The sequence below is a fragment of the Nocardia sp. CA-119907 genome, assembly GCF_050955995.1.
In the GTDB taxonomy this organism is placed as follows: Bacteria; Actinomycetota; Actinomycetes; order Mycobacteriales; family Mycobacteriaceae; genus Nocardia.
This window is the reverse complement of the sequence record NZ_CP192091.1, coordinates 2,351,541-2,367,521: the sequence shown is the minus strand read 5'-3', so window position 1 is coordinate 2,367,521 and position 15,981 is coordinate 2,351,541. Positions and strand designations below refer to the sequence as shown.

The 15,981-nt window shown below is 67.4% G+C and carries 12 protein-coding genes; 5 read left to right on the top strand and 7 right to left on the bottom strand.

Going from position 1 to position 15,981, the window contains the following annotated elements:
- Window positions 1-162: 162 nt before the first annotated feature.
- Window positions 163-1,398: an erythromycin esterase family protein gene (locus ACQP2D_RS10565; RefSeq protein WP_433683537.1), complete on the bottom strand. Its 1,236-nt coding sequence runs from the start codon at window positions 1,396-1,398 to the stop codon at window positions 163-165.
- 175 nt (window positions 1,399-1,573) lie between these two features.
- On the opposite strand from ACQP2D_RS10565, the gene ACQP2D_RS10560 reads away from it, so the two are divergent.
- On the top strand, window positions 1,574-2,023 hold the full coding sequence (locus ACQP2D_RS10560; protein ID WP_433683536.1) for a DUF664 domain-containing protein: 450 nt from the start codon (window positions 1,574-1,576) through the stop codon (window positions 2,021-2,023).
- A gap of 278 nt (window positions 2,024-2,301) precedes the next feature.
- Here the strand turns inward: ACQP2D_RS10560 and ACQP2D_RS10555 are convergent, their stop codons facing one another.
- The 3 genes from ACQP2D_RS10555 to ACQP2D_RS10545 are packed head-to-tail and all read right to left on the bottom strand — an operon-like array spanning window position 2,302 to window position 6,464.
- Window positions 2,302-4,329, bottom strand: coding sequence for a protein kinase domain-containing protein (locus ACQP2D_RS10555; RefSeq protein WP_433683535.1), 2,028 nt, complete (start codon window positions 4,327-4,329; stop codon window positions 2,302-2,304).
- A 54-nt stretch (window positions 4,330-4,383) separates the two neighbouring features.
- A complete protein-coding gene (locus tag ACQP2D_RS10550; RefSeq protein ID WP_433685603.1) occupies window positions 4,384-5,070 on the bottom strand; it encodes a response regulator in 687 nt (228 codons plus the stop codon).
- Window positions 5,071-5,075: 5 nt separating this feature from the next.
- A complete protein-coding gene (locus ACQP2D_RS10545) occupies window positions 5,076-6,464 on the bottom strand; it encodes a sensor histidine kinase (protein WP_433683534.1) in 1,389 nt (462 codons plus the stop codon).
- 157 nt (window positions 6,465-6,621) lie between these two features.
- Between ACQP2D_RS10545 and ACQP2D_RS10540 the strand changes: the two genes are divergently transcribed.
- The 3 genes from ACQP2D_RS10540 (at window position 6,622) to ACQP2D_RS10530 (ending at window position 10,254) form a co-directional block, all read left to right on the top strand.
- Window positions 6,622-6,975, top strand: coding sequence for a hypothetical protein (locus ACQP2D_RS10540; protein ID WP_433683533.1), 354 nt, complete (start codon window positions 6,622-6,624; stop codon window positions 6,973-6,975).
- 73 nt (window positions 6,976-7,048) lie between these two features.
- Window positions 7,049-7,765 carry an ABC transporter ATP-binding protein gene (locus ACQP2D_RS10535; RefSeq protein WP_433683532.1) on the top strand — a complete coding sequence of 239 codons (717 nt, stop codon included), beginning with the start codon at window positions 7,049-7,051 and terminating at the stop codon, window positions 7,763-7,765.
- Complete coding sequence (locus ACQP2D_RS10530; protein WP_433683531.1) at window positions 7,762-10,254, top strand: FtsX-like permease family protein; 2,493 nt, start codon at window positions 7,762-7,764, stop codon at window positions 10,252-10,254. The genes ACQP2D_RS10535 and ACQP2D_RS10530 overlap by 4 nt, the downstream gene beginning before the upstream one ends.
- Before the next feature lie 307 nt (window positions 10,255-10,561).
- Here ACQP2D_RS10530 and ACQP2D_RS10525 read toward each other — a convergent pair whose 3' ends face one another.
- Window positions 10,562-12,769: a protein kinase domain-containing protein gene (locus ACQP2D_RS10525; RefSeq protein WP_433683530.1), complete on the bottom strand. Its 2,208-nt coding sequence runs from the start codon at window positions 12,767-12,769 to the stop codon at window positions 10,562-10,564.
- Between the two features lie 245 nt (window positions 12,770-13,014).
- Here ACQP2D_RS10525 and ACQP2D_RS10520 point away from each other — a divergent pair, with 245 nt between their 5' ends.
- Window positions 13,015-13,917 (top strand): hypothetical protein, encoded by a 903-nt coding sequence (locus ACQP2D_RS10520; RefSeq protein WP_433683529.1) that lies wholly within the window; start codon window positions 13,015-13,017, stop codon window positions 13,915-13,917.
- Here ACQP2D_RS10520 and ACQP2D_RS10515 read toward each other — a convergent pair.
- Together ACQP2D_RS10515 and ACQP2D_RS10510 are read right to left on the bottom strand one after the other, a co-directional pair.
- On the bottom strand, window positions 13,914-14,579 hold the full coding sequence (locus ACQP2D_RS10515) for a response regulator (protein WP_433683528.1): 666 nt from the start codon (window positions 14,577-14,579) through the stop codon (window positions 13,914-13,916). The two genes, ACQP2D_RS10520 and ACQP2D_RS10515, sit on opposite strands and share 4 nt — an antisense overlap.
- A 156-nt stretch (window positions 14,580-14,735) precedes the next feature.
- Complete coding sequence (locus ACQP2D_RS10510; protein WP_433683527.1) at window positions 14,736-15,968, bottom strand: sensor histidine kinase; 1,233 nt, start codon at window positions 15,966-15,968, stop codon at window positions 14,736-14,738.
- Window positions 15,969-15,981: the final 13 nt, after the last annotated feature.

Here is a 15,981-nt window from a genome sequence, read left to right as displayed (position 1 = left end):
TGGACACACTGTCGCCGGGCCGACTGACACCGACCTGACACACACCTGACACCACGATCGGCCATCAACACGCCAGCTGACCCGCCGACGATCACACCGCCCGAGACCGCTGTCGCACAGGACATCCCGCACAATGCCGATGTGCGGATGCCGTGCAGACAGTCATTGCGAACCGAGCAGTGAGTGCGTCGGCGTGACGGAGCGGATCCGGAGCAGGATGTCGAACCATTCACCCAGGCCGGCACCACCGATGTAGTGGTCGGCATCGCGGTCCGGGTCGTAGGTTCCGATGACGAGACGGAGTTTCGCGGGCTCGTGCAGCCATCGTTGTACCGCGTCGGCGGGCGGATTCCGCAAATCGAGCAAATAGTTCTCGCGTTCGGGCAGGTCGAGCACGGTGTCGGCGAAATCTTTCGCCGGCGCGGGGATGACCATGTCGGCGCGGAGCTGGCCGTGATGGAAGGCGACCGCCACCGACAGGTAGCCGGTGCCGAACCGTTTCCGGAGCAGAGATCCTGTGGTCGGGAACTCCTGCGACATCGCAGCCAGGGTGAGCCGGTCTGCGACCGCGGTATTCGATACCCCTTCCCAGTACACGATGCGATGCCCGGTGCGGTCGTGCCAGTCGGCGATGCGGTCGGCCGCGTCCGCGGTTTCGGCGGCGAAGTCACGGCGCCCAGAGGCGGTGCTGAACTCGTGGTATCGCACGATGAGACGGGCCGCGTCCAGCACGGCGGGCACATCGGCGGCACCGGGCAACGACTCGACCAGTGTCAGCGCATCTCGGGCGTAGTCGACGAACGGGCGCCCGGGGTGGGTGCCATTGGCGCGCTGTATGTGTTCACCCAACCGGTGGGCGGTGACAATCGGGTCGTAATGCGAGCTCAGCTCGCCCAGCCGTGCCGGCGCAACAGTTTTGACGAACGCCCTCACTTGCTCATAGTGTGCAGGCTTCGCGGCCTCCGGCGTCAGGCCGAACAGCCGCAGTGGATCGTCCGGGTGCGCACGATTGAAGGCGCGCGCCCATTCCAGCACCGCGAGTGTCTCGGAGTTGCGCCACGGGACCCAGACGTCGTCGAGCAATGTGCGCGGGTCGCCGACACCCGTGCGCGCGTACTCGTCGATGGCCGCGATGACGGCAACGTCGTCGAGCAGCGCCAGCGCCCGAAACCCCTTTTGCTCCACCAGCATCCGCAGTATTCGATGCGCGGTTGCGGACAGTTCGTGCCCGGCGCGGGTGGTCATGCCGATACCGGCGACGGTGACGTCACCGGCGGTGCGATCAGCCAGCACCTCGAGATCGGCAAGTGGCCCGTCGGCCTCGACCACGTCGAGCGGATGGGCCGTGTCGCGAATCCATTGCATGACCTCGGCGGCGTCGGGTGCCGGGTACGACATGATGTCCTCCTGCAGTGAGTGAACGGCCCCTGCCGTGCCGGACAGGGCAGCTGAGTAGCGCCGAAAAATGCCTTTAATGACAAAGTCACTTGACTTTGATGGCAAAGGTAATTGGAGGTGAAGCAGATGTCAACGACGGAGTCGGGACCCGGACACCGATGACGCGGTTCGAGCGATGCTGCTGCACTACATCCAGTCCGCCTACATGCCTCAGCCACATGACATCTCAACCATCCACACATGCCGACATGCGTGTGATCAATCGTCTCCGTTGAACAGAGCTGACCGAGCAGACCGCGTCTGTCGAGTGAATGCTGTTGAGTTCTACCGTCGGGCCTGGGCGCATGCCGCCGCCACGATCGACAGTCTCGACCTCACCGCCGAAGGCTGCGTCCCGTGGTGGTCCGAGGACCGCCGGGCCGTCACTCTGCACCAAATCCTGGTGCACGTAGCCGCCGAAACCCACCGGCACGCCGGACACGCCGACATCATCCGCGAGCTCATCGACGGCGCCGCAGGCCTGGTCGACGGCAATGACAACATGCCTACCAGCGACCCGACCTGGTGGCAGCAATATCGAGCCGAGCTGGAGCAGACCGCAAGACAGGCCGCCGGGCCGTGCTGACCGATGAATCCCAACCTTCTTGAAAGCCGCTCATCGTCGACAGCATTCGGCAGCTGACTTCAGCCTGTCTGTCGGATTCTTCGGTCCATCCGACCGGCCAACCGACATGCGGGCGATCCCGTTCACGTTCCCCATATCGATCGCGGAGACTCCGATCGGTCTACTTCATTGCGCCACAACAACAATCGACGTACGGGGCGGCTGGACGACAGGCCTTCGGCGAAGGTTCTGAGATGGGCTCCCGGACAACACGTTGCGTGTTCGCTGCGGTTGCTGCGTCAATAGACGTAGACCACCGCATTCTCACCGCCCGTGCAGGTGACCAGTGGGCCGTCGGCGACGCAGTTCATTGTGTAGGTGCGGCCGGTGACGGGGCTGGTTGCTACCACCGAGCGCGATGAGCGTGAGACGTTCGTGGCGGCGGAGTCGGCGTAGGCTTGGCGGACTGCTTCGGCGAAACCGCAACTGGTGACCGAGGATCCGGTGGCCGATCGGGTGAAGGTGCCGGACGTCGGTTGTCCGGTCGTGCACTGCGTCGCGCCGGCGGGCAGGGTGACCGAGGTGGGGGCGGCCTTGGTGGTCGAGGTTGTCGGTGGTGTCGTCGAACCGGCGGTGGCGCGGGCGGCCGTGGTCGTCACCTGGCCGCCCGATTGGGCGTCCTTGGAATTCCCGGAGTCGTTGGAACCCATCAGCTGCCAGCCGATGGCACCGCCGACGGCGAGTACGACGATGACGAAGATGGCGACCATGATGGGCAGCACGATCGAGCGGTCGCGCCGCTGATAGGGGTCCTGGCCGTAGTCGTCCTCGTACTCGGGTTCGGCATAGCCGCTCTGCGGCGGGTATTCCGATGCGGCTTGGTATTGCGACGCGCGGTTGGGTGCCGCCGCGTGGGCGGGCCGGGGCGGCGGCTCGAACGGCGGTGCGCTCGAGAAGGGTTGCGGGATGCGGCGAGTCTCCGGAGCGGGCGAATACTGTTGCGCGCCGAACTGTTCCGGGTAGTGCTGTTCCGGATATCTGGCCTCGGGGTAATGCGACTCCGGATACCGCATCGTCTGCTCGGCCCGCGATGCCCCCGCATATCGCGATTGATCCGGATACTGCTCGGTCGGCGGTGTCCGAGAACCGCCCGGGGACTGCGGATACAGCGGTTCCGGGAACTCCGGAGGCTGCGGCGACTCCGCGTACAGATGCGCGTCGGGAAACGGCCGCACCGGCCGCGCGGTCCCGGGCGAGCCGTGGGGCGGCCGCGGTGGCTGCTGCGGCGGCAATGGTGTGAACTGCAGATCGGCGGGCGAGACCACCGTCGGCCCGGTCGGATGGATCACCGAGGTGATCGACAACTCCCCGGTCGCGTCGGCCGGTACCGAATTGCGGTGCACCACAGCCTGATCCGACGGACCGCGGGCCGGATCGGGCGGACGCACGATCAGCGTCGGGGTGTTCGCGGCGGGCGCGGCGGCCAGCGCCGCCCTGGCCGCGCGGGCCAGATCGGTCGCGGTCGGGAAGCGATCGGCGGGCGCCTTGGCCATACCGCGGGCGATCACCTCGTCCATCGCCGCGGGAATGCCCGGTCGCTGCACGCTCGGCCGCGGCGGCGGATCGGACAGATGCGACCGGATCAGCACACTCATGCTCCCGGCCCGGAACGGTGTTGTCCCGGTGAGGCATTCGTGCAGCACACAGGCGAGGGAGTAGATATCGGCGCGACCGGTCACCGGGGCAGAATCGAAGCGCTCCGGCGCCATATAGGCATAGGAGCCGATCGCGGTGCCCGCCTGGGTCACGGCACTGTCGCCCTCGAGATGGGCGATACCGAAATCGACCAGGTACGCGAAATCCGCGTCGGTCACCAGAATATTGGCCGGTTTGACATCGCGGTGTACCAGACCGTCGGCATGCGCGGCGTCCAGGGCAGCAGCGATCTGCTCGATAATGCCGATCGCGCGCTCGGCGCTCATCGCCCCCTGGTCACGCAGGATGCCGCGCAGGTCCACGCCGGGCACCAGACGCATATCGATGAACAGCACACCGTCGATCACGCCCCAGTCATGGATCGGGATGATGTGCGGCTCGGCCAGCCGGGCGGCGGCCTGTGATTCGCGACGGAAGCGCACCTGGTAGATGGGATCCCTGGCGAGTTCCTCGGACAGCAGTTTGACCGCGACCACGCGGTCCTTCACCGTGTCGTACGCCTCGTAGACCTCGCCCATACCCCCCTTGCCGAGCAGCGATCTGAGCTCATACGGCCCGAACCGACTACCGACTCTCCATCCAGGTCCGTCCACCCCGTCAATCCTCCACATCCCGGGCGAGATCACCCACCACCATCGGCAGTCGTGCGCGATCGGGGCTGCCCGTCAACCTGTGGATTGTCCTGGTGCGACCACCCCGTGGTCAAACGCAAACACAATAGCGGCGGCCCGGTCCCGCAGCTCCAGTTTGCCGAATATATGTCCGACGTGGCTCTTCACGGTGACTTCGGAGATGCCGAGTTCGCGGGCGATCTCCGCGTTGACCCGGCCGCGTCCGATCAGTTCGAGTACCTCGTACTCGCGCGCGGTGAGTTCGGCGAGCCTGCTGTCGTCGCGGATGGCGACGGGACGCACCGTCCGGTACGCCGAGAGCACCCGACCGGTGACCGAGGGATCCAGCCAGGCCCCGCCGACAGCGACCGTGCGCACCGCGCGGATCAGGTCCTCGGCGGGTGAATCCTTGAGGATGAACCCGGCCGCCCCGGCGCGCAGCGCACCGGAAAGCAGCTGGTCATCGTCGAAGGTGGTGAGCACGAGCACCGGTGGCGCGCCGTCTCGGGCACGCAGCGCGCGGGTCGCGTCGATACCGCCGACGCGCTTCATGCGCAGGTCCATCAGCACCACGTCGGGGCGGCCGGCCGCGATGGCGGCGGGCACCTCGTCGCCATCGGCACATTCGTTGACGACGAAGCCGTCGCGCCGCCGCAGGATCCGGCGCAGTCCACCGCGCACCAACTCCTGATCATCGACCACCAGAACGGTGACGGCATCCTCGCCACCGGCCGCAGACACCGAGGTCACGCACCCTCCCCCAGCACACCGTCACGTCGAATGGCCTCGGCCTTGTCACGCATCGCGTTCGCCGCTCCGTGGATCATGTCGGGCACCGGACACGATGACGTCGCCCAGCCCCGCGCACCGCTCAGCGGGAATTCCGCCCGCACCATCCACCCGTCGTCATACGGTCCGGCCTTGATCCGGCCGCCGAGCAATTCGGCACGCTGCCGCATACCGGACAACCCCATCCCGCCGCCGAGATCCGGCGGCGATCCCTTGGGCAGCGTGTTCGTGACGATGAGCCGGGCCACCGTCGAGTCCACCTCCAGGAGCACGGTCGCGGTCGCGCCGGGCGCGTGTTTGATCACATTGGCCAGCGATTCCTGGCCGATCCGATAGAGCGCGAGCCCGACGGCGGCCGATACGGCTGTCAGATCCTCGACGCGGGAGTAACGGACATCGAGTCCCGCCCCTGCGAAATCACCGACGAGATCATCGAAATCGCGGATGCCGGGCTCGGGCACCAGTTTCGATGGCCGCGCGTCCAGCAGGCCGATGGTGCGGCGAATATCGGCCATGGCCTGCCTGCCGAGTCGCTCCGCGTCGACCAGCGCGTCCACCGCTTCGTCCACATCGCGATCGGTCTGCAGTGCGTGCCGGGCCGCGGTCAGATGCAGCAGGGTGATGCTCAGCGAGTGCGCGATGACATCGTGCACCTCGCGCGCGATCCGGCGGCGCTCTTCGTCGGCGGCGCGGGCGGCCCGGATCTGTTGGCTCTGGCGTTCCTGATAGAGGAATTTGCGCTGGTACTGCAGCATCACACCGACCAGCCAGCCGAGCGCGATCCCGATCGCGTACATCTGGATCCCCTGCAACCGCTCGCCGGTCACACTCCACATCAGTTTCCCGGCCGCGTCGAAGGCGGCCAACTGCAATGCCGCGGTCACCGCGAAGAGCGCACTGAAGCGTTTGCGCACGATGGCCGCGACCTCGCCGACCATCACCACCAGGATGAACGGGGAGAAATCGGCCGATGCCGGTTGGGTGAGCAGGATCGCCGTCGCGGCCAGTCCGGAAACCGCGAGCAGGATCGGACTCGGAGTCACACCGAAAAAGCAGAACAGTGGCACCGAAACGAAGACCAGAATCACGGCCAGGATCGGCAGCACCGTCGGAAAGTATTCGTGCCGCTGGATGATCGCGCCGATGCTGACGAGCAGCAGGGCCGCGTCCGCGCTGATCATCACCGACGGCGGATAGTCGAACGGCAGCTCTTCCAAGTTGCGGCGAATGACCGCGATGGGATTGCGCAGAAAGGCCGCGAACCGATCCCGGATGCGCCCACTCTCCCGGAACGGTATCGCCGGTTGGGCGCCCGCCGACGAGCCGATGGCGTGGATCACATCCATCCTGTAAGGCTAACCGCCAGGTCGGGCCCGCTGCATCGTGCCGGGAACGGGCCGGGACTCCTACCGCGGTAGGAGATCGATTCGCGTCCCTGGCACGACGACACCGTATTTCCCTGTCCGTAGCGTGGGATTCACCAATCACGGAAGGCCGAACGCCATGTCCGATCAATTCGAGCGACAAAGCAGTCGCAATGGCTGGGAGGACCAGCACCGCCGGACCGAGATCGTGCGCACCGTGCTCACCCGCGCGGCCGTCGATCCGGCCAGCCCCGACCTGTTCGCGGACATCCCGGAACTGGACCGGCTGTTCGGCGGATCGGAAGGCCTCTTGCTCGCGCTGCGCTATCGGTGGAATATCCATCTCGACGCGAAATTGGATCAAGCGCTACTGCAGGGCCAATCCGCGGTCGAGGCATATCTCGAACTCGCCGCCGAGCAACCGGTGCTGCGTGCCGTTCTCGATGCGCAGTACCGACGCCAGGACCAGGCATCCGAGGCGATGGCACGATAACGCGCTGGCGGGGCACCGCCTGCGCAACAATCGACCGAGTTCGAACACATGACGAAAGAGGGTGGGGACCGCCATGCCGGACCAGGCCATGCTGGAACTAACGGATGTCACCAAGGAGTACCGCGTCGGCGAACAAACCGTGCGCGCGCTCGACGGCATCAGCTTGCGCATCGAATCCGGTGAATTCACCTCGATCATCGGACCGTCCGGCTCGGGGAAGAGCACGCTGCTGCATCTGCTCGGCGCCCTCGATACCCCCGACGCCGGGTCGATCCGGTTCCAGGGCGAGGAGATCGGCGGCCTCGACGATGAGCGGCAGTCCGAATTCCGGCGCCACCGTGTCGGTTTCATCTTCCAATTCTTCAACCTGCTGCCCACCCTCACCGCCTGGGAGAACGTCGCGATTCCGAAGCTGCTGGACGGCACCGGATTGCGCAAGGCCAAACCGCGGGCGCTGGAACTGCTCGACCTGGTCGGACTCGGTGAACGCGCCGCGCATCGTCCCGCGGAGCTGTCGGGCGGACAGATGCAGCGGGTCGCGGTGGCGCGGGCGCTGATCATGGATCCGCCGCTGATCCTGGCCGACGAACCGACCGGCAATCTGGATTCCAAGACCGGTGCGTCCATCCTGAAACTGCTCGGCGATATCGCGGGCAACGGCAATTCGGTGGTGATGGTGACCCACGATATGGGCGCCATCGAATACTGCGACCGGGTGATCACGTTGCGCGACGGCCAGATCGGTTCCAATGACGAAGTCGATATCGCGAAGCGGGCGGTGCGCGCATGATCGGCGCGGCATGGGATCGGCTGCGACTGTTCAATATCGGTGAACTGCTGGCCCACCGTGGCCGCACCTTCATGTCGCTGACGGTGATGGCCATCTCGGCCTCGCTGCTCGTCGCGGTGTTCAGCATCTCCGGCTCGGTCACCGGATCGGTCGACCGGCTGACCCGCAGCCTCGGCGGCAAGGCCGCACTCGAGATCACCGGGATCACCGACGCGGGCTTCGATCAGCAGGAACTGCAACGGATCGCGACCACACCCGGTGTCGACAAGGCGGTGCCGATGTTGCGCGCGCAGGTCGGGTCCGGCGCGGATAAGGCGCTGCTGATCGGCGCCGACGCCAGCATCACCGCGCTCGGCAGTGAATTGGGCGGGCCGATGGCCACGCAGGCGAGCAAACTGCTCACCGTGCCGAACGGCGTCCTGGTCGGATCCGGAATGGGGCACGCCGAGGGCGAACAGTTCCCGCTCGGCTCCGGAACCGTCACCGTCGCAGCGGTTCTCGACAAGAAGACCTCCGAGCAACTCAACGGGGGCCATATCATCGCCGCCCCGCTCGGCCTGGCGCAGAAACTCACCGACCGCGTCGGGCGGCTGGACTCGATTCAGATCATCGCGGCCGATGGCACCGATATCGACCAACTGCGGGCGACGCTGACCAAGGTGATCGAGGGACGCGCCGTGGTCGCCGATCCCGGACTGCGCACGGCACAGGCCGGTGGCGCCATCCAGATCGTGCGGTACTCGACGCTGATGGCCTCGGCGGCGGCACTGATCGTCTCGGCGTTTCTGATCTACAACGCGATGAGTATGGCCGTCGCCCAGCGCAGGCCGGTGTTATCGATGCTGCGGGCCATCGGCGGCAAGCGCGGGCCGATGGTGCGTGATCTGCTCGTCGAGGCAGCGCTGCTCGGCGTGCTCGGCGGTGTGGGTGGCTCGGCGGTCGGCGCCGTCATGGGCGGCGTCGCGATCGACAAACTTCCCACCGCCATCATGCAGTCGGTGGAGGCGCGCACCGAATATATGGTGCCCTGGTATGCGATTCCGGTAGCGATCGGCGCCTGTGTGCTGGCCAGCGTGCTGGCGGCCGGCATCGCGGCGCGCCAGGTGTACAAGGTCGAACCGATCGAGGCGCTGGCACCGGTGGGGGTGGCGCGCACCGATACGACCAGCGCGGCACTGCGCTGGACCTCGATCGTGCTCGGCGTCGGCCTGATCGTCGGCGCGATCGTCATCGCCGAGGCCGATCTGGGCCGCGTATCGCTGGGGGCGATCTCGATGTCGTTCGCCGGGGCGGTGGCACTGTGCTTCGCCGCCACCGGACCGATCGTGCGTGGTGCCGCGGCGATCGCCGGACGCTTCGGCGCACCGGGCACGCTCGGGGCCACCACCCTCGAACGCGCACCGCGGCGGGTGTGGGCCACGGCGATGACGGTGATGATCGGCGTATCCGCCACCGTCGCGATGGGCGGGGGCTCACAGAATATGGTCGATTCGGCCACCGCATCCTTCGCTGGGTTCGGCGATACGGATCTGTTCGTCAGCACCAGCTCGATGGAGCAGTTCCCGACGGGGCCGCTGCTGCCCAACGGATTACGCGAGAAGATCGCCGAGGTGCCCGGCGTCGCGGAGGTCGGCCCCGCGCAGATGGCGTTCGCCACCCTGGGCACCGGGCGGGTGATGCTGCAGGGCTATCCGAGCGAGGCGAACGAATCCGAGACCGGTTCAGTGAGTCGAGAAGTCATGGCCCACTTGGCCGCCGGACAAGGTGTGGCGATCTCGCGGGACGTCGCACGATCACTCGGCGTCAGCACCGGGGCCGAATTGACCCTGCCGACCCCGACCGGCAACCACACCGTGCGGGTGCTGGATGTGATTCCGTATATCTCGGCCATCGCGGGTGTGGTCGTGATGAATCTCGACCAGATGCGCGCGTGGTATCAGCGTCCGGGTGAAACCGTGCTCGCGGTACATTTCCAACCGGGTGTGGACAAATCGGCGGTGCAGGCCGCCGTGCGGCGGGTGGTGCCAGCGGATATCCATGTCGACACCGGCGCGCAGGCGGTCATCGCCATCTCCTCCAGCCTGCGCCAGGGCACGGCGATCAGTTACGCCATTCTGTGGATCGTGGTGTTGGTGGCCACCGTGGCACTGCTGAACACCCTGATGCTCTCGGTGCTGGAACGCCGTCGCGAACTGGGCGTGCTGCGCGCCATGGGAACCAGCCGCAGATTTCTGCTGCGCTCGGTGCTCGCCGAAGCCGTCGGCATCGGATTCATGGGCGCGGCAATAGGTCTCGTGGTCGGTGCGGCGATCCAGTATCTGGCGACCGTCGCCACCGGCCACGCCCTGACCATCGACATCGTGTACCAGCCGAGCCCGATGCTGCTGGTCTACGGCACCGCCGCATTGGCGTTGGCACTGCTCGGGTCGATTCCCCCGGCACTGCGCGCCGCCCGAATGCCGATCGTGGAGGCATTGGCGGTCGACTGAGTTCGATCAGGGCTGCCGGTGTGCCGAATGGCACACCGGCAGCCTCCATTTGGCTGTCCGACAGGCAATTACCGTTGCGCTGGGAGCGCGATGAGCGCTGCCTTGGCCCCGGACGACCGCGGCAGAGAATTGGCCCGCTCGACTGCCGCATGCGCACTGAGGTCCGATTCGGTTGTCCCACAGGCAATGACCGTCGCGCTTGTCGCGCGATTAGCGCTGCCTTGGCCCCGGACGACTAAGGCAGAGCATCGGCGGCTCGACTGCCGTAACGCGTACCGAGAGCCCGATTCGATTGTCCGACAAGCGATTACAGTGGCGCGGCGGCCCACCAGGCGGTCAGGGCGTCCTGGGCCGAGGTGGTCGGGGGGATGGTCGGGGCGGCGCCGGAGGTGCCGTAATTGCTCACGTAGACCAGGAAATTCGAGCGCGCGGGGTCGGATTCGAAACTCACCACCAGTTTTGCGGTGTGGTAGTAGGGCTGGAGTGGGCCCGTCGGATCGTCGACTGTCCATCGGTGGGTGTTGACCGGGACTCCGTCCTTTTTCTCCGCGGTCGCGACATTGGCGGGCAGGGCTTGGACCACGGCGCGTGCCTCGGCGGCGGAGGAGTATTCGAGGATGGTGTAGCTCATCTGGGTGGTGGACTGCGTCTCGCGATGGCATTCCCACGCGCCGACCCATGGACTGGATTTCAATGGTTCGTCCTGGAGCCGCAATTGATCGCCGGGCTTCGCGGCGAAACAACGGGCGTCTTGGTAGGCCTCACCGTGGTTGTCCTTGCCCTGCGGCACCAGGTTCGGGAACAGCTTGCGGCTTTTCGCCATGGCATCGGGCACGGCTGCCGTCGCGGTGGGGGTGGCGGCGGGGGGCGGCACCGCGGCATTGTTCGGCTCGTCGGACCGCCAGCCGACGGCAACGAAGGTACCGATGACAGCGATCACCGCGACCACGATCGCGCAGGCCATCCAGCCGAGCAGCACCGCAGTACTGCGGCTGTGCTCCGGCATCGGATGGGGGCCACCGCCATTGGGCCCGAATGGCGCCGCAACCGGTGGCACGGCACCGGGGGGCATCGGTGGACCCGCGGTAGGTGGTGGGCCCTGAGTCGGTGCACCTTGCAAAGGCTGACCAGGCATCGGCGGCACTCGAGCGGGCTGGCCCTGCGCGGGTACGGCCGGCAAGGGCGGCATTTGCGACGGCTGGCCCTGCGCCGGCGCGCCTTGCAGCGGGGCCGCTTGTGCCGCAGGTGCTCCAACCTGTGGCGACGCCTGAAGCGCTGGTGCTGCCGAATAAGCCCCGGGCTGCGCTGCCGCCTGCGGTGGCACCGCCACCGGATAAGCCCCAGCCGGTGGCACCGCACCCGGCTGTGGCACCGCACCCGGCTGTGGCGCCGCACCCGGCTGTGGCGCCGGCGCCGGATAAGCCCCGGCCTGCGGCGCCCCCTGTGGCGGCGCCGGATAGCCCCCCGCCTGCGGTGGCGCGCCATATCCGGCAGGCCCGACGGCCTGCGTGGACTGTACGAACGCTCCCTGGTCCACGGACGCACCGAATGCCGGTGCGGGCGGAGCGGATCCGACGGGATTCGGCAGGCTCGCCGGGTACCCGGGGACGGGATAGCCGGGATGCACCGCAACGGTGGCGACCGGCGGCGCGGTCAATGCCTTGCGGGCCGCGGCGGCGAATTCGACACAGGTCGCGTACCGGTGCTCGGGACGCTTGGACATCGCCTTGGCCAGCACCCCGTCCAGCGCCGGATTCAAACCTTGCCGCCGGGCCGCCAGCGGCGCGGCGAGATGCTGCAGATGCCCGCGAATGATGTCGTTGGGATCGGGCGCGTCGAACGGCGCCATGCCGGTGAACAACCAGTACAGCGCGCACGCCAGGGAGTACTGGTCGGTGCGGTTGTCCAGCTTGGCGCCGGTCATCTGCTCCGGCGAGGCGTAGGACAGTGTCGCGCTGAACATCCCGGTCTGGGTCAGGTGGGTGGAATCCTCGCGCAGCCGGGCGATGCCGAAATCGGTGAGGAAGACCCGCTCGCCCTGCCCACCGCTGGAACGGGCCAGCAGGAAGTTGGCGGGTTTCACATCCCGATGCAGTACCCCTATACCGTGCGCGTAATCCAGTGCGGCCGCGACGCCCTCGACGATCTGCACCGCCCGCTCCGGCGGCAGCGTCATCGGGTCCACGGTCGCCGCGTCGACGCCGTCGATGTACTGCATGGAGATCCAGAGCTGGTTGTCCTCGGAGCCGCGGTCGTAGACGGCGACGATATTCGGATGGTCCAGATGCGCCGCCAGATCGGCCTCCCGCTCGAAGCGCGCGCGCACCTCGGCATCGGCGAACAGCTCCCGATTCAGCAGTTTCAGCGCCGTCTGCTTACCGAGGCGGGGGTGTCGGGCCAGATACACCGAGCCCATTCCGCCCTGTCCGAGCAGCCGCTCCACGGTGAACCCGGCGAACACCTCACCGCTGTTCAGCAACGCGACCCCCTTCAGGTGACTGCGGCCCTCGGACATGGGTCGTCCGAGTGCGTAAACAGAGTTGTGAGCCTACCGGGTAGCCCGTTGGCCACGCTGTTTCGAATTCTCCGCGAAAATCGGCGAAACTATCAACAGGGCCGCAGCGCCGCGTCAGTTGTCCCGATGGACCGACGCTGATGGCCCGACGTCCGGTCACCGACCGGACGGGTGTGACGAGGATGTTTTTTGCACCGCCGATGGAACAACGGGTGTCTTGTTGTGGTGGTGGGGAGGACACGGCGGTGAGGTCTACGAAAACGATGGCGAACTACCAGGTGATGCTGCGCGGTGCGGCACTCACCGCATTGCTCTCTCTTGCCTCCTGTTCGCTGTTGCCCGGCACCCACAGCGCCCCTGCGGAACCGACGCTACCCGTCGAACGGCCCGGATCCTGGCATCCGGGTTGGTCGATTTCGCGGCCCGATTCGCTGGCCGCCGATTTCACCCAGTTGCAGCCGAATCTGCCGGGCCAGGTCGGGATGGCGATCATGCCGGTCGGCGGCGGCCGGATGACCATCTTCGGCGACTGGACCACCGGCATCGCCTGGTCCACCATCAAGGTCCCGCTGGCCATCGCGGCGCTGCGGCACGATCCGACTGGCGCCGCCGAGTACGCGCACGAGGCGATCACCGTCTCGGACAACGATGCGGCCGAGGCGCTGTGGCAGTCCCTCGGCGACGGTGAAGAGGCCGCCCAGGCCGTCCAGGAGGTCTTGGACGAGGCCGGTGACGCGCTGACCAGTGTGTCCGGTCCGAAGACCAGCCTGGACTACACCGCGTTCGGCGCGACCGAATGGACACTGGCCAATCAGGCCCGCTTCGCCTCGCAGCTGCCGTGCCTGCCCGAGACCGACACCGTGGTCAGCCTGATGGAGCAGATCACACCGGAACAGCGATGGGGCCTCGGCACGATCGAGGGCACCGAATTCAAGGGCGGCTGGGGCCCCGACGACGACACCGGCGTCTATACGGTCCGCCAGTTCGGCTTGGTGCCGACCCGATCCGGCCTGGTCGCGGTCGCCCTTGCCGCGCAGGCGGATTCGGGCACCTTCGAGGATGCGACCGCCCTGCTCGACCGGCTGGCCCGGCTGCTCTCGCGGCATCTCGACGATCTCAATGGCGGTAAATGCCAGAAGCCGCGCTAGCCCGGAGTGACCAGCCCGGATTCGTAGGCGAGCACGACGGCTTGGGCCCGGTCGCGCAGATTCAGCTTCGAAAACACCTTGGAGACATGGGTTTTCACGGTCTGCTCGGCGACGTAGAGGGATTCGGCGATCTCGGTATTGGACATGCCCTTGGCGATCAGCTCCAGCACCTCGCGTTCGCGCGGGGTCAGTGCCGCCAGTGCGGGTGCGGGTTTGGCGCGGGCCGCGGTGCGGCGGCGGGTGACATCGGCGATGAGCCGCCGGGTGACCGTCGGGGCGAGCAGTGCCTGGCCGTCGGCGACCACGCGCACGGCCCGTACCAATTCCTCGGCGGGCGCGTCCTTGAGCAGGAATCCGCTGGCGCCGACGCTCAATGCCTCGTAGACGTAATCGTCGATATCGAAGGTGGTCAGCATGAGCACACGCACCGGCGGGTCGAATCCGGCGGCCAGAATGGCGCGCGCGGCGTCGAGTCCGTTCATCTCCGGCATGCGCACATCCATCAGCACCACATCCGGACGCAACCGCTTGGCCTCGGCGACGGCGACCTTCCCGTCGGGCGCGTCACCGACCACGCTGATATCGGATTGGGCGGCGAGCAGGGCACCGAATCCCTGGCGCACCATGGCCTGGTCGTCGGCGATCAGAACGGTTATTGCCACCAGGACAGCCTATCCGCCTCTGGGCGTACTCGGGCCATGCGAGTCGGGCGACGTAGGCGTCACGTCAGGTGCGCGGCAAGTTCTGGGCGTACCCGGTATGGGCCTTCGAAATCGGTTGCCCTGTAGCCATTTCAGGGCGCGCCGGAGCGATGCCCCTCACCGGTCCGTGGCGTCAGCGACCGCGGCGGCCATCGACGGGTCGAGCACCGCCCCGGATGCCGCGGCGATCGGCAGACGTGCCCGGACTTCGAATCCGCCGTCCGCCCGAGGACCTGCGGACACCTCCCCACCGACCGCCAGTGCGCGGGCCCGCATTCCGGCCAGGCCGTGGCCGCCATTGCCGACCGGGCGGGCCACGGTGGCGCTGAGATCATTGCCGACGCTCAGATGCAGTGCATCGGTGCCGATCACGACCGATACGCGGACCGGAGCGCCCGGCGCGTGCCGGGAGGCATTGGACAGCGATTCCTGGACGATCCGGTACAGCGCGAGGCCGACCGACTCCGGAACCAGATCCAGTAGCCCGTCGATGGTCCAGTCGATGCGCACACCGGCGCGGCGCGCGGCCTCGAACAGGCCGAGCACATCGGCGGCCTTCGGCTGCGGCGCGTGTTCGGGCAGTTGACCGTCGCTGCGCAGCACGCCGAGCATGCCGCGGATCTCGTTCAAGGCCTCGCGGGCGGTCGCGCCGATGGATTCGAATTCCGCGCGGGCGGCCGGGGTCACCCCCTCGACCCGATACGGTGCGGTCTGGGCCTGCACCACCACCAGGGACATGTGGTGGGCGACCACATCGTGCAGGTCGCGGGCGATGCGCGCCTTCTCCTCGAGAATGGCGCGCCGGGCCCGCTCCAGCTCGTTCTCCTCCTCCTGGGCCAGCAACTGTTTGCGCGACTGCACCAGCCAGCGCACCAGCATCGCGAACAGCACGACCGCGGCGAAGGCGATCGGCCAGGCCCACGCACCTCCGGAGAATCCGCCGCCGTCACCGGACATCGTCGCGGCCAGTAGCAGCGAGGTCGCGCCCCAGGCGACGGCGACGATCGGCACCGGCGCACGCACGGCGACCGCGAACAACAGCGCGAACAGGCACAGGATGTGCACGACCTGGATCGGGAGCTCATTGCCCGGCTGATGCGGTATGGCCAGCGCGATGATCAGCGCCGAACCCGCCGATATCGCCCAGCCGAGCGCCGGGTTCAGCCGGATCAGCAGGACCGGGAAGGCGGCCAGCGCGGCGATGAACGGCTGCACCGCGACCGGAACGACGTGGGTGAGGTGCAGCGTCGGCCACGCGACGGCGAAGAAAATCACCGCCACGAGCACGGTGCACGCGTCGAACCACATTCGCGCGTTCATCCCCTTGACCCCGGCACGCCGTTTTTCCATGCCTACGACACTA

Coding starts and splice junctions, on each gene's coding strand:
- ACQP2D_RS10540 (WP_433683533.1), top strand. CDS start 6,622: ATGTCCGATCAATTCGAGCGACAAAGCAGTCGCAATGGCTGGGAGGAC.
- ACQP2D_RS10555 (WP_433683535.1), bottom strand. CDS start 4,329: ATGTGGAGGATTGACGGGGTGGACGGACCTGGATGGAGAGTCGGTAGT.
- ACQP2D_RS10545 (WP_433683534.1), bottom strand. CDS start 6,464: ATGGATGTGATCCACGCCATCGGCTCGTCGGCGGGCGCCCAACCGGCG.
- ACQP2D_RS10560 (WP_433683536.1), top strand. CDS start 1,574: ATGCTGCTGCACTACATCCAGTCCGCCTACATGCCTCAGCCACATGAC.
- ACQP2D_RS10530 (WP_433683531.1), top strand. CDS start 7,762: ATGATCGGCGCGGCATGGGATCGGCTGCGACTGTTCAATATCGGTGAA.
- ACQP2D_RS10525 (WP_433683530.1), bottom strand. CDS start 12,769: ATGTCCGAGGGCCGCAGTCACCTGAAGGGGGTCGCGTTGCTGAACAGC.
- ACQP2D_RS10510 (WP_433683527.1), bottom strand. CDS start 15,968: ATGGAAAAACGGCGTGCCGGGGTCAAGGGGATGAACGCGCGAATGTGG.
- ACQP2D_RS10565 (WP_433683537.1), bottom strand. CDS start 1,398: ATGTCGTACCCGGCACCCGACGCCGCCGAGGTCATGCAATGGATTCGC.
- ACQP2D_RS10535 (WP_433683532.1), top strand. CDS start 7,049: ATGCCGGACCAGGCCATGCTGGAACTAACGGATGTCACCAAGGAGTAC.